Raw genomic sequence first — 24103 nt, forward strand, 5'->3', positions numbered from 1 at the left:
CCTTGTGCTTGCAAAAATCGTCGGAACCTTTCCATCGCTGCGCGGTTATCTCGCCACACCGCGCATGACTGCGATGGCCTGTGTGACCCCTGTCCAAATGGACATGAGGAGCAGGCTGGAAAGGATTGAAGATGTTGAAGAAAACTTTGACTGCATTGGGCCTGTCGATGGCCGTTGCGACCCCGGCGCTGGCGTTGGAAGGGCCGTTCCCCATCAAGGACATCGAAGCCGATACCTACTTTGAGGCGATGGACAACGCCAATGCGTTGGACTTCTACCCCGAGATTGCGACCGACATCGAAAACGCCATTCGCGCCCGCGTCGATCTGGCGGATGAAGATGATTTCCGCCCGCTGAACATCGACGTGTTGGTGACCGGCCTGCGTCTGAACGACAACCCCGTGCTGACCTCCAGCGGAGAGTTCAATGTGCTGGAGGGCCTTGTCGAAGTGGTCGATGCCCGCAACCCCGAGGTGAAAGTATCCGAGCCTGTGCTGCTGGAGGCCTATGAGGCCGAAGTGCCGTACCCGGCGTTTTCGCCCGATGACAAAGAGTTCTACACCGCCATGGTCTATGCCTTCGCCGACCGCGCAGCCGAGATTGCCGCCAGTGTGGACGAGCTTCCCGACGAAGGCGAAGTGCGCAACTAATCGCGCGCCCGCATTCATAAGTCAGAAAAGGCCCTCGTATTTTGCGGTACGGGGGTCTTTTTGTATAAGGCCGACGCCGCGCGTCTACTCTGCCGCGACCTTGATCACCGGCTCCATGCTGGCCAGTTGCTCTTCGCTCAGGTGGCATTTGATCTGGTGGCCGTCCTGCATGCGCATGGGCGGCACCTCTTTTTCGCATAGGCCCCCCGGCACCTGATCCTTCCAGCGGCAGCGCGTCTGGAACGGGCAGCCCGGCGGCGGGTTCATGGCGGACGGAATGTCGCCCTCCAGCACGATGTGCTTTTTCTTCACGCTGGTGTCGGCGATGGGCACGGCGGACAAAAGCGCCTCGGTATAGGGATGGTAGGGCGGCGCAAAGACCTGATCCGTGGTGCCCATTTCGACCACGTGGCCAAGGTACATCACCATCACCCGGTCGCTGAGATAGCGCACGATGCTGAGGTCATGCGAGATAAAGAGCAGCGTCGTCTTTTCTTCGCGCTGAATGTCCATCAGCAGATCGGTGACCGCTGCCTGAACGCTGACGTCCAAGGCCGAAACCGGTTCATCCGCCACGACGATCCGTGCACCGCCCGCAAAGGCCCGCGCGATGCCGACCCGCTGTTTCTGCCCGCCGGACAGCTGACGGGGCATCCGATCCGCGAACTCGCGCGGCAGTTTCACCAAATCCAGCAGGTTCAGCATTTTTTCCCGGCGTTCGGCATCATTGTCACCGATGCCAAAGATTTCCAGCGCGCGGATGATCTGGCGCCCCACGGTCATCGACGGATTCAGTGTGTCGAAGGGGTTTTGGAACACCATCTGCACATCCGCGATGGTCTTGGCCCCGCGCTTTTCGATCGGCGTGTCCTGGATTTCGCGCCCGTCCAGAAGAATTTTCCCATCCGTCGCGGTTTCCAAGCCCATCAGAACCTTGGAAAAGGTCGATTTCCCACAGCCGGATTCCCCGACAATGGCAAGCGTCTCTCCCTCGCGCGCCTCGAAGCTCAGCGTCTCGTTGGCCTTGACCACCTTAGTCGCGCCCGAACCGAACAGGGCATTGGCCGAGACCTCGTAATACTTCCGCAGATCGTCCATCTTCAGGATCGTCTCTCCGATCTCGGAGCGGCCTTTTTCGATCACGTCCGAAGGCGGCGCGTCCCAGTCGATCTCATCATGGCGCAGACAGCGGGTGGTGTGGCGATCATCCCCGGTGATGTTGAACATCGGGATGGTCTTGGCATCACAGCGCCCCGCTTCGAAATAATCGCAACGCGGGCCAAAGTTGCACCCCCGGGGCCGTTCGTGCGGCAGGGGGAAGTTACCGGGGATCGCCACCAAGGGCCGCGCGGTTTTGTTGGCGCCGGGCAGGGGGATCGAGCGGAAGAGCGCCTGCGTATAGGGGTGGCGCATCTGGTCGAAGACATCCTCGATCGACCCGCGTTCGACCGCCTCGCCCGAATACATGACGCAGATGCGGTCGCAGGTCTCTAAAACCAGCCCGAGGTTGTGGCTGATAAACAGCATCGAGGTGCCGTATTTCTTGCCCAAGTCTTTGACCAATTCGACAATCGCGGCCTCGACCGTGACGTCCAGCGCAGTGGTGGGTTCATCAAGGATCAGCAGCGATGGCTTTGACATCAATGCCATGGCGATGACAATGCGCTGTTGCTGCCCGCCCGAGAGCTGGTGGGGATAAGCATCCAGCACGCGTTCCGGATCGGGCAGTTTGACGTCTGTCACGACCTGCAAGGCCCGCGCGCGGGCGTCTTTTTCGCTGATCCCTTCATGGATCATCGGGACTTCCATCAACTGCTTGCCGATCTTCATCGCGGGGTTCAGCGACGCCATTGGTTCCTGATAGATCATGGCGATTTCATTGCCACGGATGTCGCGCAATTCCTCGGCGCTGATCTGGGACAGGTCGCGGCCTTTGAACTTGATGCTGCCACCGACAATGCGCCCGTTGACGCCCAGATCCTGCATGACACCCAAGGCGACAGTGGATTTGCCGCAGCCGGATTCCCCCACCAGCCCGACCGCTTCGCCGGGCATGACCTTGACCGAGAAGTCCATCACGGCGGGGATTTCGCGCAGACGCGTGAAGAATGAAATCGAGAGTTGGTCGATCTCAAGAATAGGGCCGTCAGTGTCAGGGGATTTCATGTCAGGCTCCTGTCTGAGGGCGCTGCGGGGGCTCTGCCCCCGGACCCCCGAGGGTATTTATGGACCAGAAGAAGATAGGGGCGTGTGGCATTATCAATCCTTCAGGCTTTCTTCGCGCAGGCCATCGGCGAGGAGGTTGAGGCCGAGGACCAGGCTGAGCAGAGCAAAGGCGGGTACGATGGCGGGGTGGGGATAGATCGACAGCAGTTTGCGGCCCTGGTTGATCGTGGTGCCCCAGTCCGGGCTGTCGGACGGCAGGCCAAGGCCGAAGAAACCGAGCGTGCCCAGCAGGATGGTGGTGTAGCCGATGCGCAGGCAGAAATCGACGATCAGCGGCCCGCGCGCATTGGGCAGGATTTCCCACAGCATGATGTACCACGGACCTTCGCCCCGGGTCTGGGCGGCGGCCACGTAGTCGCGCGTCTGGATGTCCAGCGCAAGGCCCCGCACGATCCGAAAGACCGTGGGCGCGTTGACGAAGACGACCGAGACGAAGACCACGAGGATGCCGCCGGGGATATCGAACAGGTCCAGCGCCGGGGCGAGGAAGTTGACCGGTGTGCCCGCGTCATTGATCAGCGACAGGTAGAGCCAGCCCAGCACGATTACCACGACAGCGATCATGATATTCCGCTGCATCGGCTGCGTGTGATAGCGCGAATTGACCATGACGATCAGGAAGAGGATCGGCAGGATGAACAGCACGATGGCCATGTAGCTTGGGATGCCCGAGGTCACCATTTCCGGCGTCACCAGCAGGTAGAACAGCAAGATCACCGGGAAGGCGAGGATCAGGTTGGCAAGGAACGACAGCGCGATGTCCAGCCGCCCGCCGAAATAGCCCGCAGGCAGGCCAAGGGTGATGCCCGCCATGAAGGCGAAGAGCGTGGCCAGCGGCGCGATGCGGATCACGACCCAAGACCCTTGAACCATGCGAGAGAACACATCGCGCGCCAGCGTATCGCCGCCAAGCAGGTAATAGGGGTAATCGCCGTCCTCGGCCCCGACAAGCGGGGTGCCGGGCACCTTGTTTTTCATGCCGGACACAGCCGACAGAGGGTCATGCGTGATGATCCAGTCGAACAGCCCGACGAACAGCGCCGTGTAGATCCAGAACATCACGATGCCGAAGCCGATCATCCCGATGACATTGTCGAACAATTTGCCGTAAAGCCCCAGCCGCCGTTTGTAGGCGATGGACAGGCCAAAGGTCAGCGCCAAAGCGATCCAGACCGGTATGAACTGAATGGCGAGGCGAAGGAGGATTTCCCCCCAGGATAGCGGTTCCATGGGCTCCTCCTTATGAAATGCGGATGCGGGGGTTCAGGTAGACATAGCCGATGTCGGATATCAGCTGCGTCACCAGAACCACGATGACCGACACGACCGAAATGCCCATGAGCAGGTCAATGTCATTGTTGCCCGCCGCCTGAACAAGCGCCCAGCCGAGGCCTTTGTAGTTGAACAAGGTCTCGACGATCACGACGCCGTTCAGCAGCCAGGGAAATTGCAGCATGATCACTGTAAAGGGTGCGATCAGCGCGTTGCGCAGGGCGTGTTTCAGAACGATGTTGCGGAAGCTGACGCCCTTGAGGCGGGCGGTGCGGATGTATTGCGCGGTCATGACCTCGGCCATGCTGGCCCGCGTCATCCGCGCGATATAGCCCATGCCGTAAAGGGCGATGGTCAGGACGGGCAGGAAGAAGTTTTCGAACGTCGCATTTTCCATGGCCGCCGTCGCGGTACCCTTGAACCACTTCAGCCCCACGGCCGATGACGCAAAGACCGCGATCAGGATCACGCCGGACACGTATTCGGGCGTGGCGGTGGTGGCGATGGACAGGGTGGACAACCCGCGATCCACTTTGGACCCTTCGCGCATCCCCGCCAGCACGCCGATGATCAGCGCGGCGGGGACCATCAGCAGCATCACCCAGAACATCATCTTGCCGGTCAGCGCCAGCCGGATGCCCACGATGGTCGAAACCTCTTCGCGGAAGACGCGGCTACCGCCCCAGTCGCCCTGCAAGACGCCGCAATATGATGGGGCCTCGGCGGGATCGACCCCGCTGTCGATGCAGCGGCCCGTGATGCGGCCATCGTCATCTTCGCGTGTCCAGCCGGGGATCACGCCCAGCCATTCGCCGTAGCGCACCACCATCGGCTGACCGAACCCGTTGTTTTCCAGATAGCGCGCGACCTCTTCGTCCGACATGCGCGAATTGCCTTCGAACTTGGCAACCTTTTCCAGCATCGCGGGCTGGTTGGTCAGGAAAAACACGATGAAGCTAAGGCAGAGCGCCGTCAGCAGCATCGTTCCCACCCGTTTCAGAAGGAAGAAGAGCATATGTATCCCTGTGCCTTGGGCGAGAGGTCTGGCGCCTCACTGCCTTGGGGTCGACCAAGTGGCCGGGAAGGGGGGCCCCTGATGATGTGACATCAGGGACACCCCAAGGGGTGGGCTTATGCCTCGACCCACCATTTATAGTGATGCATCTCGAAGGTCGGATGCATTTCGGTGCCATGCACCGTCGGCTTGTAATGCCGGAAGAGCGAGCGCCAGTAGGGCTGGATCATCACGCCTTCGTCCAACATGATCTGTTCGATCTCGGCCATGACGGTCTTGCGGGCCTCGGCGTCGTTGATTGCCATGGCTTCGGCCAGCTTGGCGTCGAATTCTTCGTTCGCCATCGCGGTTTCGTTCCACGGCACGCCGGATTTATAGGCCAGCGCCAGAACCTGAACGCCCAGGGGACGCTGGTTCCATTCGGTCGCGGACCAGGGGTACACCAGCCAGTCGTTCCAGAAGGTCGAGCCGGGCAGGATTTTGCGTTCGATCATGATGCCCGCGTCGCGAACCTGCGCGGCGACCGCATCACAGCTTTCGGTTTGCCACTGGTCGTCGATCGAGATCAGTTCGAACGTGGTGTCGGCATGGCCTGCTTCTTCGATCATCGCCTTGGCGGCGGCGGGATCAACGGGCACCTTCGGTATTTCCGCGTATTCCGGGTGGATTGGGCAGACATGGTGGTGTTCCGCCACAGTGCCATAGCCTGCATAGCCCAGTTCCAAGATCACCGCCGGATCGACAGCCATCTGCAGCGCCTTGCGCACCTTCGGGTTGTCATAAGGGGCCTGAGACTGGTTGAAGCGCACGCACAGCGTTGCGGCGGTCACGGCTTCGGACTTGGTCCATTCCATCGCGTCCAGCACTTCGATGAATTCACCCGTGGACTGATAGGTCATGTCGATTTCGTCGGCATCTGCAGCCGCGACCCAGGATGCCATGTCCGTGCCGAAGTCGATGAATTCGATCCGGTCAAGATAGGCACCTTCGCCCCACCATTCGTGATCGGTGTTCTTCACCAGAACCTGTTTCACGCCCACTTCGTTTGTTTCGGGAATGAAGGGGCCTGTGCCGATCGGGTTCGCCGCCGGGTCGCCGCCGTCATAAGACGGGTGCACGATGGCCGACGGATAATCCGCCATGCCGGGGATCAGCGTGATGTCGGGGTTCGCAGGCTTCAGCACGACGGTGTAGTCGTCCACCTTGGTGATCGCGCCATCGCGGGCGTTGCCGGTTTCCTCGTCGATCAGCGACGACATGCGCGACGCCATGGAGTTGCCTTCGACCCCGGTTTCGCACCAGCGGTTGAGGTTAAAGATCACGTCGTCGGCGGTGAAATCGTCGCCGTTGTTCCATTTGACGCCCTGACGGACATTCAGCGTGTATTCGGTGGCATCGTCGTTGGCTTCCCAGGATTCCAGCAGACGGCCTTCGAACGACCCGTCGCGCTGGTATTCGACAAGGTATTCCAGCCAGCCGCGGGCAAAGTTCGCCATCTGCGACCAGTCGAAATTCCGTGGGTCTTTCAGGGCCTTGGTTTCCATCTGCACACGCAGCGTGCCGCCCATCTGGGGCGTCGCGTGGCTGGCGGCCTTGGCCGGGGTCAGACCGCCCAGACCGTAGATCGTCGCGGTGGCCACACCAAGTGCCGAGGTGCGGGTGATGAATTCGCGGCGGCTTAGTTTGCCGGCCTTGAATTCCTCGGCGTACATCTTGGCCGCCGGATGCACCGCGGCCTTGGGTTTAAAGTGAAGCGTCATCGTAATCTCCCTGTGACACATATTTTGTTGGGTGGGTCCGCAGCTTGGCCCCTCTGTCGGGGGTCTTGGTCAGCGCGGTCCGTTTTGGAAGTCTTTGTCGTGTCCCCCAGTCTTGCTTGGCACGATCGAACTTAAAGGTCGATTTGCGACATCGACCTTAGTCAAAAACGACATACCCCCTAAAAGCAACAGTTTTTCCGAACCTGCGTACAGCTTTCGCAGATACGACAAAGGGGCGTTCCGAATAGAAACGCCCCTTGCCATCCCACTCATGGGAAAACCGATCGTTATGTTGGCCCTGCGCCGCGGGTTGGGCGCGATCCAAAACCCTAACCCCGCGCCGCCTGCCGCAAGGCCGATGGCGTCTGGCCGGTCTGGTTCTGAACGAACCGCGTGAAATAGGCGGCCGAGGAAAAGCCCAGCATTTCCGCGATCAGACGAATGGGCAGGTCGCCGCCTTCCAGCATGTCCCGCGCGGCATAGAGCACCCGTTCCGTGATCATGTCTGCCGCCGTCATACCGGCCACCTGACGGCAGGCGCGGCTAAGGTGGGTGGGCGTCACGCCAAGCGCGGTCGCGTAATCCGCCATCGGCTTGCCCGAGCGGTAGTCCTTTTCCACCAGCGAACAGAAGGCCGCGATCAGGCGTTCGGCCGCAGGCACGCGGGGGCTGGGTTTGTTGTCGTCCAGCGCCAGCATCCGGCGCATCCACACGCCCAGCAGACCAGCATGGGCGCGGGCCGCTTCGTCGCCAAAGGCGCGGTGGGTGGATTGTTCGCGCTGCATATTGTCGAGGATCGCGTTCACCTCGTTCTGGGCCATAACGTCCCGGATGCGGATGTGCTGCGGCTCTTCGGGCCAGATACCGGTTTCATGTGCGGGCAGGTCGATGGCGATACCATAGCATTGCTTGCCCAGATCCATGGACATCAGGGTGCCTGCAGGAATGAACAGCGCATTATGCGCGCCCACGCCGCGACGTTTACCAAGAATCGTCGCGCGACCCTGGCCTTTGGTCAGCCACAGGAACAAATGCGACGCCCGCGCGTGCTGAAGATCCAGCCGCCAAGACCCGCCAGAGGTCAATTGACCAAGGCTCCGAACGCGCGGAGACGCGACCGAAGCTTCGTGTGGCGATTGCGCAAGAATGTTCTGTATCTGCATGTGACACCCCTTTGGTTGCCCTCAGCCTAGGGCGGGATGTTCCAATAGGTAAAGAACTGGTTCACTTATCCACAGCTTTCCCACAGAAAATTGCCGCGCCGAGGGCAAGCTGGGGATGGATTGTGGACAGTTGATGGACAATCCACAGTTGTGCGCAGAAATTGGTTAACCTGGTGATACGGCTCGCCACGCTTTCATCCGGGCGCGGAACCATGTGCGCTGTCTCTTGGCGAATTGCCGCGTCGCAATGGTGGCCCGATTGCGGGCCTCGTCCAGCGTCATCTCTCCGCGCAGGTGCGCGATCAGTTCCGGCGCGCCAATCGCCTTGGACGACGGCAGGGCAGGATCCCATCCCGCTAGATTGTCTCGCGCTTCGTCCAACGCCCCGGCGGCCAGCATCTTGTCGAATCGCGCCTCGATCCGCGGGGTCAGCCAATCCTTGGGCGCGTCGAACACGATGCAATCGGCAGCGCTTTCGGGCAATAGCGGTGCGGGCGTGTCATCCTGCCACGACGACAGGGGCCGCCCCGTGGCGCGCCAAACCTCCCACGCGCGCTGCACGCGCATAGGGTTTGCCTGATCGATCCGCGACAACGTCTCTTCATCCAGCGCGGCCAGCATTGGGGCCAGCCCTTCGGCTTCGCGCAGCGCATCCCCCTCGGCCCGGACCTCGGGCGGGGTGGCGGGGATGTCCGCCAGCCCTTCGGTTAGTGCCGTGAAATACAGCCCCGTGCCGCCCACGATGATCGGCCGCGCACCGTTCAGCAGCCCTGCGACCTCGCGCAGCCATTCACCCACGGAATAGGAATGGTCCTTTGCGACATGGCCATAAAGCGCATGGGGGACCATCGCCTCTTCGTCTGGCGAGGGGCGGGCGGTCAGCACCCGCCAGTTGTCATAGACCTGAATTGCATCCGCATTAATGACGACACCGCCATCCCGCGCCGCGATCTCTAGCGCCAGCGCCGATTTGCCCGAGGCGGTCGGCCCGGCAATCAGCACCGGCCGCTCGGATGACACCCAATCCGGGATCATTTCGCCCGTGCCTTGGTTTTGCGTGAAAGGTGCATTGAACTGCTTCGCGTTTTCGCCCATTTTGCCGCCCAACTTACCCCCCTCGACAGACGGAGCGCAACATGGCCGCAGACCAGCCCAAAACCACCTACAAACGGGTTCTGCTGAAAATCTCTGGCGAGGCGCTGATGGGCGATCAGGGCTACGGCCTGCACCCGCCGACCGTGGATCGCATCGCCAAAGAGGTTCAGTCCGTCCACGACATGGGGGTCGAGATTTGCATGGTCATCGGCGGCGGCAACATCTTCCGCGGTCTGGCCGGATCGGCGCAGGGGATGGAACGCACCACTGCCGATTACATGGGCATGCTGGCCACGGTGATGAACGCGCTGGCGATGCAGGCCGCACTCGAGGCGCTGAAAATCCACACCCGCGTGATCAGCGCCATCCCGATGGATCAGGTCTGCGAACCCTACATCCGCCGCCGCGCCGTGCGCCATTTGGAGAAAAAGCGCGTCTGCATCTTCGCCGCCGGGACGGGCAACCCCTATTTCACCACCGACACGGCCGCCACGCTGCGCGCCAACGAAATGGCCTGCGAAGCGATCTTTAAGGGCACCAAGGTCGATGGCGTCTATGACAAGGACCCGATGAAGCACGACGATGCCAAGCGGTATGACGAAGTCACCTACGATGAGGTTCTGGCCCAGCACCTGAACGTCATGGACGCCTCGGCCATCGCGCTGGCACGGGACAACCGCAAGCCGATCATCGTCTTTTCGCTGGACGAACCGGGCGGCTTCCGCGGCATTCTGGCGGGCGAAGGCACTTATACCATCGTCAAGGACTAAGCCGTCTTTACCCCTACGGGGATGGGCCTAGCTTAAGTTTGTAAGAGAGGCCCCATGAGACAATACTTCGCCCATGCTGAACTGGACATCTCGGGCGACGCGCGGACGCGCTTCGCGCTCGAGATGCATCACATCTCCGAAGATCAGGCGCTTGCCGATCTTGAGAGCGGAGAGAGCTATGTGCTGGTGCTGGACTTCGACGGCGATCGCCTGACCGGCGCGATGACACAGACCGGCCCGGACGAAGACTTTGACAGCGACCCGCTGGACGAAAACGTCGTCGCTGCGTCGACCCTGACACCGATCACCACGCCGCCGCTGGACGAAACCGCCTTTCAAATGGTCGACGACGGCCCGATCCGTATCGGGGGGCACCCGCCCGAAGGGTTCAAATATCCCGACACCTCTTTCACCTCGGGGCTGCAATATATCGGTAGCATTGGGGCAGAGGGCACAGGCACCGGAACCGTTCCGCTGCTGTATCCGGTGTTTGTCGACTATCACCCGCCTGTCTTCCTGGATGTGTCCGACCCGCTGGCGCCGCGATTGCTGCCCCCCTCAGAGGGGCGCATGTTAGACTGGGGCACGCCGCACCGCCCACTGACCACGGACCAATCGCCCTATGGACCGGTGCAGGAAAGCGCCTCGGTCGCCGAGGCCTTCGCCAACCGGCCCGAAGTCCTGTGGCGTGAACAGGCCTACACTCTGATGCCCCGCCGCTTGGGCCTCGATGAATTCCCGGGCTGGGACGGGCTGGCTGGCGTTCCGGACTGGGTGCAATACCCCGAACTTCCCCTGTCGCCCGTCAGCATGCGTCCGATGCGGTTCCTATGCCAGTTCGGCGGCGGCAATCCGGGCCTGCCGAATGAAGTGGAGACGGACGAGGGCTACATCCAAGACCATCTCGAAACCTTAGAGTTCTGGTCGTTGGGAGAGCTTTACGTCTTCTTTGACCCCGACAACCAGATCCTGTGTCTGCATCCCCAATCGACCTAAGCGCGGCAGGCGTCGCGCATGAGGTATTTATAAACCAGAAGAAGATGGGGCGCGCGCGCTTCACGCTTCTTCTGGTTAAAAATACCTGATTGCGGAACCGCATCGGCGCAAGCCACGCCTATACAAGGGCCATCCGCTGCCGTATTACCCATGAAACACTTCGAAATACTGGGGAGATACGCCCATGGCTGACGACTTTGAGCTGGATACAGATGACCTGAAGCGCCGGATGGATGGCGCCATGAGCAACCTGCGCACGGAATTCGCATCGCTGCGTACTGGCCGCGCCTCGGCCTCTATGCTGGAACCGGTGATGGTCGATGCCTACGGCAGCCTGACGCCGATCAACCAGGTGGGCACCGTGAACGTGCCGGAACCGCGTATGGTCACCGTGAACGTCTGGGACAAGGGCCTTGTGAACAAGGTTGAAAAGGCGATCCGGGAATCCGGTCTGGGCATCAATCCGCAGCTCAACGGCACCATCATCATGCTGCCGATCCCCGAACTGAACGAAGAACGCCGCCGCGAGCTGACCAAGGTCGCCGCGCAATACGCAGAAAGCGCCCGCGTTTCGATCCGTAACCTGCGCCGCGATGGCATGGACCAGATCAAGAAAGCCAAGGCCGACGGCCTGTCGGAAGACGACCAGAAGTTCTGGGAAGCCGAGGTGCAGGATCTGACTGACCAATACGTCAAAAAGGTCGATGCCGCGCTGGAGAATAAGCAAGAAGAAATCATGCAGGTCTAAGGCCAGCAGCGGGGATGACCAAAGTCGACGATATCAGGCCGGGGCCGGCGCATGTTGCCATCATCATGGATGGCAACGGCCGGTGGGCGACCATGCGCGGCCGCCCGCGCCTGTTCGGGCACCATGCTGGCGCCAAACGTGTGCGTGAAATCGTCGAGGCCTGTCCCGATCTGGGTGTCAAGTATCTGACGATCTTCGGCTTTTCGACCGAAAATTGGCGGCGTACACAGATCGAGGTCGCGGGCCTCATGTCGCTGTTTCGCCGCTATATCCAGAAAGAAACCCGCGCGCTGAAGGCGAATAACGTGCGGGTGCGGTTCATCGGGGACCGCCCCGGTTTGGACCCCAAGCTGCAGCAGCTGATGGATGACCTAGAGGACGCCACGCGCGATTGCGACGGCACCAACCTGACCATCGCGCTGAACTATGGCGGTCGGGATGAAGTGGCCCGCGCCACACGTCTGCTGGCCGAAGATGTGGCCGCCGGCAAGCTGAAGCCCGAGGATATCGACGTGGAAACTCTGCCGCGCTATCTGGATACCCGCGTGCTGCCCGACCCCGATCTGGTCATTCGCACCAGCGGTGAAGCGCGGATTTCCAACTTCCTGCTCTGGCAGTCGGCCTATTCCGAATATGAATTCATCGACACGCTCTGGCCCGATTTCTCACCGGATGTTTTTGCCGGTCTGATCGCCGGATACGCCGGGCGTGATCGCCGCTTTGGCGGGGTAAAGGTCTGATATGGCACGTTCTTGGCAGGATTTGCGCCCCCGGGTGATCTCTGGCGTTGCCATGGTGGTGATTGGCCTTTTGGTGATCTGGTGGGGCGGTCATCCGCTGCGCGTGGCCTTTGCGGCCATCGCGGGCGGCATGGTCTGGGAACTGGTCCGGCTTCTGACGCCAGAGGCGCATAAATCCGCGTTGGCCATGGCACTGGCCGCGGGTCTGGCGCTGTTGGCGGCGCTGTATCTGCCGATCCTTGTGGCGCTGCCCTTGCTGCTGGCGCCTGCGATGGCGGGCATCGCCTGGGTGCCGCGTCACCGCGTTCTCTACCTGTCTTTCACCGCGATGATTTTGGTGGCCGCCTTCGGCATGGTCCAGCTGCGCGAAGTGTCGGGCATGGTCTGGCTGCTGTGGCTGGTTCTGGTCATCGTGGCGACGGATGTGGCGGGCTATTTCGCGGGCCGCGCCATTGGCGGGCCAAAGTTCTGGCCCCGCGTCAGCCCCAAGAAGACATGGGCCGGCACAGCGGCAGGCTGGGTCGCGGCAGGCCTGGTTGGTTTCGCCTTCGCATCGCAGACACCCGTTGGGTATTCGCTGATCGGCTTGTCGGTGGCCGTATCGATGGCGTCCCAGATGGGTGATATGGCCGAATCCGCCATGAAACGTCGGGTAGGGGCCAAGGATTCGTCATCCCTGATCCCCGGCCACGGTGGGCTGCTGGACCGCTTTGACGGGATGCTGGGCGGCGCGGTTTTCCTATTGCTGATAGGCCCTTGGGCGGGGCTGCCGGTCGGGGTGAACTGATGCGCCGCGTCTCTATTCTGGGCGCGACAGGATCCATCGGCCAGAACACCATCGACCTGATTGACCGTGCGCCGGGCGCATATGACGTCGTCGCCCTGACCGGCGGGCGCAACATCGCGCAACTGGCCCGCGACGCGATCCGCCTTAAGGCCGATGTCGCTGTCACCGCCCATAATGAGTGTCTGGATGATCTGCGCGATGCCCTACTGGGCACGGGGGTCGAGGCCGCAGCCGGGCAGGGCGCGCTGGTCGAAGCCGCCTCACGCCCCGCCGATTGGGTCATGTCTGCCATCGTGGGCGCGGCGGGTCTGCCGCCCGGTCTGGCCGCCATCCAGCAGGGCGCGACGCTGGCGCTGGCCAACAAGGAAACTCTGGTCGCTGCGGGGCCTTTGGTGATGCGGTCCGCCTACCAAAGCGGATCGACCGTTCTGCCTGTCGACAGCGAACATTCCGCCGTTTTTCAGGCCCTTGGCGGCGAAGCAATGACGTCCGTCGAACGCGTGATTCTTACTGCCAGCGGCGGCGCCTTTCGCGACTGGCCAATCGAGAAGCTTCATTCTGCGACGCCGGAACAGGCCTCCACCCACCCCAACTGGGACATGGGTCAGCGCATCACCATCGACAGCGCATCGATGTTCAACAAGGCGCTTGAGGTGATTGAAGCCAAGGAATTCTTTGCCCTGCGCCCAGATCAGATCGAGGTGCTGATCCACCCCGAATCCATGATCCACGCCATTGTCGGCCATGTGGACGGGGGCATGATGGCCCACTTAGGCGCGCCGGACATGCGCCATGCCATCGGATACGCGCTGCACTGGCCCGACCGGGCGCATCTGCCTGTGGAACGGCTGGACCTTGCCAAGCTGGGCCAACTGACCTTCCGCGCGGCCGACACGACGCGATACCCCGCGCTGGCGCTGGCCACGCGGGTGATGGAACGGGGCGGTATGGCGGGGGCGGCCTTTAACGCGGCCAAGGAACGCGCGCTGGACGCCTTCATCGGCGGACACATCAAATTTACGGAAATGGCAGAGGTCGTCGCACGCGTTCTTGATGTGCTAGAGGCCGACTTGGGCCATATTGAAGCCGTGTTTGATCTTGATAACATCCTCAAGATGGACCATCTCGCCAGAGAAGAAGCAGACAGGGTGATGGCCCGCGCCCTGTGAACGGGGCACTCGCAGCAGAACGCGCAAACAGGCTAAGGTGTAGACGTACATGGATTTTTTACCGCAATTCGGAAGCCTTTTCATGACGTTGCTGGCCTTTGTGGTGGCTCTGTCGATCATCGTGGCGATCCATGAATACGGTCACTACATCATCGGTCGCCTGTCCGGCATACGGGCCGAAGTCTTTTCGCTAGGCATCGGGCCGACGCTGATCAGCCGCGTCGACAAACACGGCACCCGCTGGCAGATCGCCGCGCTGCCCTTTGGTGGCTATGTGAAGTTTCTGGGCGATGCGGATGCGGCCTCGGGCAAGGACGTGGAGGCGATGGGATCGCTATCCGACACCGACCGCAGGATGACCATGCACGGCGCGCCGCTGTGGGCGCGGGCGGCCACCGTCGCGGCGGGCCCTGTGTTCAACTTTATCCTGTCGATCCTGATCTTCGCGACGCTGTTCTTTGCTCGTGGCGACGTGGCCTATCCTTTGACCGTCGAAAAGATGCGCCCGCTGCCGCCGGACTATGCCGCGCTAGAGCAGGGCGACCAGCTACTGGAAATAGCAGGCATCAGAATGCCCATGGACGAAACCATGAAGATGGACAGTTTCGTCGACGACCTGCCGCTGGAACAGACCCTGCCGTATGTGGTCGTGCGCGACGACTTGGAGCAGACGGTCGATGGCCCTTATCCTTATCCGCCGCTGATCACTCAGCTGGCCCCGAATTCCGCCGCCTATGACATCGGCCTTAAGGTCGGTGACGTGATCCAGACCATGGACGGCGAACCGATCTTCGCCTTTTCGCAGCTGAAAGACCGGGTCGAGTCGTCCAACGGCGCTCCGGTGGCCCTGACGGTCTGGCGCGAAGGCGCAAATCAGCCGCTGGACTTTACGCTAGAGCCGCGCCGCGTGGATGAGCCGCAGGACGAAGGCGGGTTCCGCACCGAATGGCGCATCGGAATTGCGGGCGGTATGGCGTTTGAGCCGGGCACGCAAAGCGTTGGCCCGCTGGCCGCTGTTGGCAACGGCGTAAGCCAGACCTATCGCATCGCCGAAAGCTCGATCTCGGGGCTGTGGCACATGATCACGGGCGCGATCAGCACCTGCAACATGTCCGGTCCCATCGGGATCGCCCAGACGTCCGGCGCCATGGCCAGCCAAGGCGCGGTCAGCTTTATCTGGTTCGTCGCGGCCCTGTCGACGGCCGTGGGTCTGCTGAACTTGTTCCCGATTCCGGTTCTGGATGGCGGGCATCTGGTGTTCTTCGGATACGAAGCGGTCGCCGGCAAACCCCCGTCGGACAACGCCCTGCGTGTCCTGATGGTGGCAGGCCTGACCCTGATCATCGCCGTGATGCTGTTTGCGCTGTCTAATGACATGCTCTGTCCGTAAGGGCAGGGCGCATCCGCCACGGCGGTCGGCTTTGAAATAAATTTCGGTATTTGCCCCGAAAACGTCACATTTGCCGCCCGCTTTGGCCCCAATCCACCACCATATTCACATCAACCGCGCCTGCTGTGGGCGCTTGATCGAACAAATATGGGTGGAAACATGCAACTTATCCAAAACGGTTACTCTGGCGTTTCTCTTCTGGTCGACCTGAACCGCGACCGTCTGTTCACCTTGGGCATGGTCGGCATGGCGCTGGCCGGTGGCTACTGGGTTGCATCGCTGATCGCCTAACCCCTTCCCCCGGGCCGTTTTTACGGCCTACCTCGGCGCCGGATCAGGCAGCAAATCATGATCCGGACGCTTAACTCGCGGTGCGCAAGCCAAATGGTCTGCGCACCTTTTTCCGTTCCGACCCAATTTTCTTCCCCAGATGATTTTGACAACCTCCGACGCACGGGGTACTCACGTTTTAACTGGGGGAAATTCTAACTGGGTGGGTCGATGACAAACCGCAGGAAACACGGGGCTGCCACCTTGTCGCTTCGCAAAATGACAACACGGGTTCTGATGGCGGCGCTTCTGGCGTCCGTATCGGTTCCGGCCCTGACGGATAAGGCGATGGCGCAAAGCTATCGGTTCAATTCCGTCCAGGTCGATGGCAACGCCCGAATCGAAACCGGAACCATTCTGAGCTACGCTGGCATCGCCCGCGGTCAGAGCGTTTCTGCAGCCGAGCTGAACGACGCCTACCAGCGCCTCGTGTCCTCGGGCCTGTTCGAAAGCGTCGACATCGTGCCGCGTGGTGGCACGCTGGTCATCAACGTCAACGAATATCCGACCGTGAACCGCGTGTCGTTTGAGGGCAACCGCCGCCTCAAGGACGACGCGCTCGAAGCGATCGTCGCATCGAAGCCGCGCCTGGTCTTTTCCCCGACCCGCGCCGAAGCTGATGCCGCCAAGATTGCCGAAGCCTATGCCCAGCAGGGCCGGATCGCCGCGCGCGTGTCGCCCAAGATCATCCGCCGGTCCGACAACCGCGTCGATCTGGTCTATGAGATCATCGAAGGCCGCAACACCGAGGTGAACCGCATCAGCTTTGTCGGCAACACGGTCTATTCCGACCGTCGTCTGCGCCGCGTTCTGGGCACCAAGCAGGCGGGCCTTCTGCGTCAGCTGATCCGCCGCGATACCTACAACGAAGACAGCCAGCAGTTTGACCAGCAGGTCCTGCGCGATTTCTATCTGTCTCGTGGCTATATCGATTTCCGCACCACCGCGTCCGAGGCCGAATTGTCCCGCGAACGCGACGCCTATTTCATCACGTACAACGTGCAGGAAGGGCAGCAATTCCGCTTTGGCGACATCACCGTCGTCAGCGATTATCCGGCCGCCGAAGCAGAGCTGTATCAATCCGTTCTGAAGCTGCGCCCCGGCGTCGTCTATTCGCCCAGCTTGGTCGAAAACGCCATCGCCCGGATGGAGATGCTGGCGATCAAGGAAGGTCTGGACTTCCTTCGTGTCGAACCACGCGTCACCCGTAACGACCGTGACCTGACGCTGGACGTCGAATTCGTCCTGACCCGTGGCCCGCGCGTCTTCGTCGAACGGATCGACGTTGAAGGCAACACCACCACTCTGGACAGCGTCATCCGCCGTCAGTTCCGCGTGGTTGAAGGCGATCCCTTCAACCCCCGCCAGATCCGCGAAGCGGCTGAACGCATTCGCGCGCTGGACTTTTTTGAAACCGCCGAGGTGCAGGCGCGCGAAGGCTCCAGCCCCGATCAGGTGGTCGTGGATGTGGACGTTGAAGAACGACCCACCGGGTCGCTGTCTTTCGGCGGCACCTATTCGACCAACTCCGGCTTCGGTCTGGCGATTTCGTTCACCGAAACGAACTTCCTTGGTCGGGGGCAGGGCCTGAACCTGACCGTGTCCGGTGCCGAGTCGAACCAGCAATACAGCCTGTCGTTCCTTGAACCGGCGTTCTTGGGTCGCGACGTGGCGTTCAACTTTGACGCGTCTTACGTCGAAACCTCTGGCTTCAACGCGGAATACGACACGAACGCCACGAACTTCAGCACCGGCCTGACGTTCCCTGTCAGCGATAATTCCCGTCTTGGCGTGCGCGTCGGGTACGAAGCGTCGACGATGTCTACGGCGACCAGCGGCACGGCAGCTGTCGTGCCCGGCGGCGTGATCCAGTCCGAAATCGCGCGCGGCGAAATCGGTGCGGCGTATCTGGGATACACCTTCTCCTACGACACTCGGACGACGGGTCTGGACCCAAGCAAGGGTTTCTTGCTGGAATTCAGCCAGGATTATGCCGGCCTTGGCGGCAACACGCAGTTCATCCGGACAAAGGCACGCGCTGCGGCCCAGACGTCTATCATGAACGAAGAAGTCATCCTGCGCGCCTCTCTGCGCGGCGGCATGCTGAACTACACCAACGGGTCCAGCCGGACGATTGATCGCCAGGCTTTGCTGGGCGATTACATCCGAGGCTTTGAACCCACGGGGATCGGCCCGCAGCAAAGCGTTGGCGGCGTCAACAACGCGCTTTACGGCAACATGTTCGTCGTTGGCTCGGTCGAGGCGGAATTCCCCCTTGGTCTGCCCGAGGAATACGGGATCACCGGTGGTGCGTTCTACGACATCTCGAACGTCTGGGATGTGGGTGCGTCTGCCAATGGTCAGGCGGGGATCCTCGGCAATGGCGGGGCGGCCCGTCACGTCGTAGGTGTCTCGCTTTTCTGGGACACGCCCATCGGTCCGCTGCGCTTCAACTTCTCGAAAGCTCTTCAGAAAGAAGCTTATGACCGCGAGCAGAGCTTCAACGTCTCGATCCGGTCCGAATTCTGAGCCTGCCTTGCCCAGACTGACCAAAGGCCTGCGCGCGCTGTTCTGCGCGGTGACCGTCGCCCTGACGGTCCCGCAGGTGACGCTCGCGCAGGACCGCGCGCCCGCTGTCAGCCCGATCCTGACGCTTGAAAGCGAACGCCTGATCGCAGAAAGCGCGGCCGGGCGGGCGCTCGAAGAAAACCTCAACGCCCAAAGCTCTGCCTTGGCTGCGGAAAACCGCCGGATCGAGGCTGAACTCGCCGACGAAGAACAAGACCTGACCACGCGCCGCGCCAGCATGACGGCGGAAGAGTTCCGGGCCGCCGCCTTGGCCTTTGACGAAAAGGTACAGGCCTTGCGTCTGCAGCAGGATCAGAAATTGCGCGGCATTCAGGATCAGTACAACGCCGCCCGTCAGGACATTCTGGCCGCGGCTGATCCGGTTTTGGTGTCGATCATGCAGGAATCCGGTGCCGTTATCATCATGGAAAAAACCAGCGTTCTTGCCTCCTTGCAGGCGGTGGACGTGACTGGATTGGCGATCGTCCGCTTGGATCGCGCCATGTCGGGCCAACCGGGCATGGTCGGCGGGTTCGACACCGGAACACCCGGTACGGCGTCCCCCAACTCCTCCGGCGACGGCCCGGCCCTCACCCCTGCGCCCGAGGAGGAGAGCCAGACCGGCTCTGCCCCAGACGGCCCATCGTTGCAGGCCCCCACGACAGAGGCTCCAAGCGAGGCCCCAACTGAGGCCCCGACCGCGCAGGACTGATCCCCCGCGCTTGCCGCTAGGGGCCTGACTTGATACGCAGCCTCTCAAACCCGGTGATCCGCCCGGCCATCAGAAGGACATGACATGAGCGACAGCCTGAAATCCGCCGACATCGGTTTGATCCAGCGGATCATCCCGCATCGCTATCCCTTCCTGCTGGTCGACAAGGTTATCGCCATCGACGGCTATCAATCCGCCACCGGCATCAAGAACGTCACCATGAACGAACCGCATTTTCAGGGCCATTTCCCCGGAAAGCCGATCATGCCCGGCGTCACCATCGTCGAGGCGATGGCCCAGACCGCCGCCGTCATGGTGGGCGTGGCGATGGACATGGCCGACAAGGAACTGTTGGTCTATTTCATGGCGATCGAGACCTGCAAATTCCGCCGCATGGTCACCCCCGGCGACGTGCTGAAAATGAACCTGACCACCACGCGCGGGAAACCGGGCGGCAAGGTGTGGAAGTTCAAAGGCGTGGCCGAAGTGGATGGCGAACTGGCGTGCGAGGCCGAATTCACCGCCATGATGGACCTGCCGAAGGAGTAACCCTATGGCCATCGATCCGACTGCGCAGGTCCATGCCTCTGCCATCGTCGAAGACGGCGCCGTCGTCGGCGCTGGCACGACCATCGGCCCCTTTTGCCATATCGGCCCCAAGGTGCGCATCGGCACGAATGTGACGCTGCAAAGCCACGTGGTGGTGCAGGGCATCTGCGAGATCGGCGACGACACTCTGGTGCATCCCTTTGCCGTTCTGGGCGCGATTCCGCAGGACAAGAAGTTCAAGGGCGAAGAGACGTCGCTGACCATCGGCAAACGCAACCGCATCCGCGAACATGTCACTATGAACACCGGCACCGAAGGCGGTGGTGGTGTGACCCGCGTGGGCGATGACGGGCTGTTCATGGCGGGCTGCCACATCGCGCATGACTGCATCATCGGCAACAACGTGGTCGTGGTGAACAACGCGGCGCTGGCCGGGCACTGCGTGATCGAAGACGACGTCATCATTGGTGGTCTTTCGGGCGTGCACCAGTTCGTGCGTATCGGGCGCGGTGCGATTATCGGCGCGGTCACCATGGTGACGAACGACGTGATCCCGCACGGTCTGGTTCAGGCCCCGCGCGGCTATCTGGACGGTCTGAACCTCGTCGGGCTGAAACGGCGCGGCGTGGCCCGCGCAGATATCACCGCGCTGCGGGCCGCGTTTCAGATGCTGGCACAGGGCGAAGGCGCGTTTCAGGACCGGGCCAAGCGGCTTGGTGATGAAACAGAAAGCGACTACGTCCGCGATATCGTCCGCTTTGTCACCGAAGCCAGCGACCGGTCCTTCCTGACACCGGGCAAGGGCTGAACATGGCTGGCGACGGCATCGGCATCATCGCGGGCGGCGGCGGTCTGCCCCGTGCCTTGGCCGAGGCACTGCCAGAGGCCACCTGCATCGCGTTTGAGGGCGCAGAGGTCCAGATCGACGAGGCCCGGCTGACCCGCCACCGCGTCGAAAAGCTGGGGGGGCTGTTCGAGGCGCTGCGCAATGCTCAGGTCACCCGAGTGGTGATGGCCGGCGCCATGTCGCGCCCAGCCCTTGATCCCGCGCAGCTTGATCCGGTGATGATGGCGCTGGCCCCACGGATCCTGCAGGCCATGCAGGGCGGCGACGACGCGCTGCTGCGCCTCGTCATCGCGATTTTCGAAGAACAAGGGTTTGAGGTGATCGGCGCACATGAGCTGCTGCCCGACCTGACCGCTGCCGCAGGCCTTGTCGCAGGCCCGCAGCCCGACGACCGCGCCCGCACCGACATCACCCGCGCACAGGACATCCTGACCGCCCTCGGCCCCGTTGATGTGGGGCAGGCCTGCGTGGTGGCAGGCGGGCTTTGCCTAGGGGTGGAAACGCTGCAAGGCACCGACGCGCTGCTGCGCTTCGTGACCGAAACGCCCGCGCATCTGCGTCCCAAATCCGGCGGCGTGCTGGTGAAACGTCCCAAGCCGGGGCAGGACCTGCGCGTCGACATGCCCGCCATCGGCCCCGACACGGTCCGCGCGGCGCATTCCGCCGGGCTGGCAGGCATCGCCATTGCCGCCGGGCAGGTGCTGCTGATCGACAGGCCCACGCTGCTGACGGCGTTGAAGGATACGGGGCTGTTCCTCATCGCGGACCCGGCCTGATGCGGGTCTTTTTGATCGCGGGCGAACCCTCGGGCGACGCGCTCGGGCAGGCGCTGATGGCGGGGCTGAAGCAATTGGCGCCAGAGGTCCGGTTCTCGGGCATCGGTGGCCCGCTGATGACCGCCGAGGGGCTGCAAAGCCAGTTCCCCATGTCGGAATTGTCGGTCATGGGCATCGCCGAAGTGCTGCCCAAGTATTTCCACCTCAAACGCCGCATCCGGGAAACCGCAGACGCGATCCTGAGCCAAAAGCCAGACGTCGTCATCACCATCGACAGCCCCGATTTCTGCCTGCGCGTGGCGCGGCTGGTCAAAGAGGCGAGCAATATCCGCACCGTCCACTACGTGGCCCCTACGATCTGGGCCTGGCGTCCGGGGCGGGCGAAAAAGATGGTGGGCGTGATCGATCAGGTGCTGGCGCTTTTCCCGTTTGAACCGCCCCTGATGCAGGCTGCGGGCGTTGATTGCGATTTCGTCGGCCACCCGGTCGTCGCGCAACCCGTCGCCACGGACCAGAACGCCCAAGACTTCCGCCAAGCGCATGACCTTACCGACGCCCCACTGGTGCTGCTGCTGCCCGGATCGCGGGTCGGAGAGGTCACACGCATGGCCCCTGTCCTTGCCGACACGGCCGCCCGCATGGCCGCCGCCCGCCCGGACCTACGGTTCGTCCTGCCAGCGGCGCAGGCCGTCTCGGACCTGGTCCGCGATCTGACACAGAACTGGCCCGTCAAACCGCTGATCCTGGACACCGGCGCGACGGATGCCGCCACCAAGCGCGCGGCCTTCGCCGCTGCCGACATCGCCATCGCGGCCTCCGGCACCGTGTCGCTGGAACTGGCCGCCGCGCGCACGCCCATGGTGATTGCCTACCGGATGAACCCGCTCAGCTTTGCGCTCATCAAACGCATGGCCATCACAGACACCGTCACGCTGGTGAACCACGTCGCCGACAGCCGAACTGTGCCCGAATTCCTCGGCCCCGACTGTACCGCCGATCAGATCGCCCCGGCAGCTCTTAGCCTGTTGGACGCGCCAGAAGCACAGGAAGAGGCGATGGCGCTGACCATGCAGCGTTTGGGGCAGGGGGAAGACCCCCCCGGCCTGCGCGCCGCCCGCGCCGTTCTGGACAAGCTCTGACGTCGGATGCCTCCGGCGGGAGTATTTTGGGAAAGATGAACAGGGGACCAGCGCCCTTATCTTCTTTGGTCCGATAAATATTCCTCGGGGGTCTGGGGGCAGACAGCCCCCAGTCGTCGCCAAATGCGCCTCAGCCCTTCCAGATCCAGCCGCCGCCCAAGATGCGCGTGCCGCCCGTTTCGTAGAACACGCAAGCCTGCCCCGGAGAGACACCTTCTTCGGCAGTCATAAGCTCGACCGTCGCTTCGGTGGCTGAGATCGGGCGCAGGATTGCCTCTTGCGGCGGACGGGTAGACCGGACGCGGACCGAGATCTCGCGCTCGGCCATATCGGTAAACGCCCCGTCGCCGATCCAGTTGATCTCGCGCACCGGTACCGTGCGGGTCGCCAGCATCTCTTTCGGGCCGACGATGACCTGCCGTGCCTCGACATCCAGCTTCACGACGTACAAGGGATCCGCCAGACCGCCGATCCCCAGACCCCGGCGCTGGCCGATCGTGTAGTGGATCACGCCCTTGTGCTGGCCCAGAACATTGCCATCAACATCGACGATATCGCCCGGATCCGCCGCGCCGGGGCGCAGCTTTTCGATCACGGCGGCGTAGTTGCCGTCGGGGACGAAGCAGATGTCCTGACTGTCGGGCTTGTCTGCCACCGCCAGCCCGTATTTCGCCGCCAATTCCCGCGTCGCCGCCTTGGAGGGCAGGTGGCCCAACGGAAAGCGCAGATAAGATAGCTGTTCGGGCGTGGTGGAGAACAGGAAATAGCTCTGATCCCGATTCGCGTCCGCCGCGGAGTGCAGCTCGGGGCCGTTTTCGCCCATCATCCGCTGAATGTAGTGACCCGTGGCCATGCAATCGGCCTCCAGATCCTTGGCGGTTTCCAGCAGATCCTTGAACTTCACGCGCTCATTACAGCGGATGCAGGGCACAGGCGTCGCGCCTGCCAGATAGCTGTCGGCAAACTCATCGATCACCGCATCCTTGAAGATGTTCTCGTAATCCAGAACGTAATGGGGAAAGCCCATTTCTTCGGCCACGCGGCGGGCGTCGTGAATATCGACACCGGCACAGCAGGCACCCTTTTTTGCAAGGGCCGCGCCGTGATCGTACAGCTGCAGCGTCACGCCCACGACGTCATAGCCTTCTTCGGCCAGCATCGCAGCCACGACCGACGAATCCACGCCGCCCGACATCGCCACGACCACCCGCGTTTCCGAAGGCGGCTTGGCGAATCCAAGCGAATTCAACTCAGTTTTTTGATCCAGTGGCATGGCGGCCTCCTGATCCTGATTGACGAAAGGTTACGACATTAAGCGAAAATGCGAGCATTTTCCATGGCGCGATTTCACTCGCCGTTAAGCTCATCACGCAAGGATGGCGCCGATGAACAAGGGTCAGA

The 24103-nt window shown here is 62.1% G+C and carries 22 protein-coding genes; 15 read left to right on the forward strand and 7 right to left on the reverse strand.

Features of this window, described 5'->3' with window-relative positions:
• The first annotated feature begins 131 nt into the window (after positions 1–131).
• On the forward strand, positions 132–650 hold the full coding sequence (locus ACI3GR_RS05720; protein WP_407493118.1) for a hypothetical protein: 519 nt from the start codon (positions 132–134) through the stop codon (positions 648–650).
• An 84-nt stretch (positions 651–734) separates the two neighbouring features.
• Here ACI3GR_RS05720 and ACI3GR_RS05725 read toward each other — a convergent pair whose 3' ends face one another.
• From ACI3GR_RS05725 to miaA, 6 genes are all read right to left on the reverse strand, one after another.
• Positions 735–2816: a dipeptide ABC transporter ATP-binding protein gene (locus ACI3GR_RS05725; protein WP_407493119.1), complete on the reverse strand. Its 2082-nt coding sequence runs from the start codon at positions 2814–2816 to the stop codon at positions 735–737.
• A 93-nt stretch (positions 2817–2909) separates the two neighbouring features.
• Positions 2910–4106, reverse strand: coding sequence for an ABC transporter permease (locus ACI3GR_RS05730; RefSeq protein ID WP_407493120.1), 1197 nt, complete (start codon positions 4104–4106; stop codon positions 2910–2912).
• A gap of 10 nt (positions 4107–4116) precedes the next feature.
• Positions 4117–5163 carry an ABC transporter permease gene (locus ACI3GR_RS05735; RefSeq protein WP_407493121.1) on the reverse strand — a complete coding sequence of 349 codons (1047 nt, stop codon included), beginning with the start codon at positions 5161–5163 and terminating at the stop codon, positions 4117–4119.
• A 116-nt stretch (positions 5164–5279) separates the two neighbouring features.
• A complete protein-coding gene (locus ACI3GR_RS05740) occupies positions 5280–6923 on the reverse strand; it encodes an ABC transporter substrate-binding protein (protein WP_407493122.1) in 1644 nt (547 codons plus the stop codon).
• A gap of 329 nt (positions 6924–7252) precedes the next feature.
• The gene (locus ACI3GR_RS05745; RefSeq protein WP_407493123.1) at positions 7253–8086 is read right to left on the reverse strand and encodes an AraC family transcriptional regulator; all 834 of its coding nucleotides are present in this window, start codon (positions 8084–8086) and stop codon (positions 7253–7255) included.
• Between the two features lie 165 nt (positions 8087–8251).
• Positions 8252–9181, reverse strand: a complete 930-nt coding sequence (gene miaA / locus ACI3GR_RS05750) for a tRNA (adenosine(37)-N6)-dimethylallyltransferase MiaA (protein WP_407493607.1) — start codon at positions 9179–9181, stop codon at positions 8252–8254.
• Positions 9182–9222: 41 nt separating this feature from the next.
• Between miaA and pyrH the strand changes: the two genes are divergently transcribed.
• The 14 genes from pyrH to lpxB all read left to right on the forward strand — a co-directional run bounded on the left by pyrH (position 9223) and on the right by lpxB (position 22702).
• Positions 9223–9951 (forward strand): UMP kinase, encoded by a 729-nt coding sequence (gene pyrH, locus ACI3GR_RS05755; protein ID WP_407493124.1) that lies wholly within the window; start codon positions 9223–9225, stop codon positions 9949–9951.
• Positions 9952–10005: 54 nt separating this feature from the next.
• The gene (locus ACI3GR_RS05760) at positions 10006–10947 is read left to right on the forward strand and encodes a hypothetical protein (RefSeq protein ID WP_407493125.1); all 942 of its coding nucleotides are present in this window, start codon (positions 10006–10008) and stop codon (positions 10945–10947) included.
• Positions 10948–11131: 184 nt separating this feature from the next.
• Positions 11132–11695, forward strand: coding sequence for a ribosome recycling factor (gene frr, locus ACI3GR_RS05765; protein WP_407493126.1), 564 nt, complete (start codon positions 11132–11134; stop codon positions 11693–11695).
• Between the two features lie 14 nt (positions 11696–11709).
• Positions 11710–12435 (forward strand): polyprenyl diphosphate synthase, encoded by a 726-nt coding sequence (gene uppS, locus ACI3GR_RS05770; RefSeq protein ID WP_407493127.1) that lies wholly within the window; start codon positions 11710–11712, stop codon positions 12433–12435.
• A 1-nt stretch (position 12436) separates the two neighbouring features.
• Positions 12437–13222, forward strand: coding sequence for a phosphatidate cytidylyltransferase (locus ACI3GR_RS05775; RefSeq protein ID WP_407493128.1), 786 nt, complete (start codon positions 12437–12439; stop codon positions 13220–13222).
• On the forward strand, positions 13222–14391 hold the full coding sequence (gene dxr / locus ACI3GR_RS05780; protein WP_407493129.1) for a 1-deoxy-D-xylulose-5-phosphate reductoisomerase: 1170 nt from the start codon (positions 13222–13224) through the stop codon (positions 14389–14391). The genes ACI3GR_RS05775 and dxr overlap by 1 nt, the downstream gene beginning before the upstream one ends.
• Positions 14392–14440: 49 nt before the next feature.
• Positions 14441–15781 (forward strand): RIP metalloprotease RseP, encoded by a 1341-nt coding sequence (gene rseP, locus ACI3GR_RS05785; RefSeq protein WP_407493130.1) that lies wholly within the window; start codon positions 14441–14443, stop codon positions 15779–15781.
• A 159-nt stretch (positions 15782–15940) separates the two neighbouring features.
• Positions 15941–16072 carry a hypothetical protein gene (locus ACI3GR_RS05790; RefSeq protein ID WP_407493131.1) on the forward strand — a complete coding sequence of 44 codons (132 nt, stop codon included), beginning with the start codon at positions 15941–15943 and terminating at the stop codon, positions 16070–16072.
• 210 nt (positions 16073–16282) lie between these two features.
• The gene (bamA, locus tag ACI3GR_RS05795; protein WP_407493132.1) at positions 16283–18640 is read left to right on the forward strand and encodes an outer membrane protein assembly factor BamA; all 2358 of its coding nucleotides are present in this window, start codon (positions 16283–16285) and stop codon (positions 18638–18640) included.
• 7 nt (positions 18641–18647) lie between these two features.
• Complete coding sequence (locus tag ACI3GR_RS05800; protein ID WP_407493133.1) at positions 18648–19391, forward strand: OmpH family outer membrane protein; 744 nt, start codon at positions 18648–18650, stop codon at positions 19389–19391.
• Between the two features lie 84 nt (positions 19392–19475).
• Entirely contained in the window at positions 19476–19940 is a 465-nt protein-coding gene (gene fabZ, locus ACI3GR_RS05805) for a 3-hydroxyacyl-ACP dehydratase FabZ (protein ID WP_407493134.1), read from the forward strand.
• Between the two features lie 4 nt (positions 19941–19944).
• Positions 19945–20748 carry an acyl-ACP--UDP-N-acetylglucosamine O-acyltransferase gene (gene lpxA / locus ACI3GR_RS05810; protein WP_407493135.1) on the forward strand — a complete coding sequence of 268 codons (804 nt, stop codon included), beginning with the start codon at positions 19945–19947 and terminating at the stop codon, positions 20746–20748.
• 2 nt (positions 20749–20750) lie between these two features.
• Positions 20751–21563: an LpxI family protein gene (locus tag ACI3GR_RS05815; protein WP_407493136.1), complete on the forward strand. Its 813-nt coding sequence runs from the start codon at positions 20751–20753 to the stop codon at positions 21561–21563.
• On the forward strand, positions 21563–22702 hold the full coding sequence (gene lpxB, locus ACI3GR_RS05820; protein ID WP_407493137.1) for a lipid-A-disaccharide synthase: 1140 nt from the start codon (positions 21563–21565) through the stop codon (positions 22700–22702). The genes ACI3GR_RS05815 and lpxB overlap by 1 nt, the downstream gene beginning before the upstream one ends.
• A 130-nt stretch (positions 22703–22832) precedes the next feature.
• Here the strand turns inward: lpxB and mnmA are convergent, their stop codons facing one another.
• The gene (gene mnmA, locus ACI3GR_RS05825) at positions 22833–23975 is read right to left on the reverse strand and encodes a tRNA 2-thiouridine(34) synthase MnmA (protein ID WP_407493138.1); all 1143 of its coding nucleotides are present in this window, start codon (positions 23973–23975) and stop codon (positions 22833–22835) included.
• Positions 23976–24103 lie beyond the last annotated feature (128 nt).

This window comes from Pseudooceanicola aestuariicola, assembly GCF_045763785.1.
In the GTDB taxonomy this organism is placed as follows: domain Bacteria; phylum Pseudomonadota; class Alphaproteobacteria; order Rhodobacterales; family Rhodobacteraceae; genus Pseudooceanicola.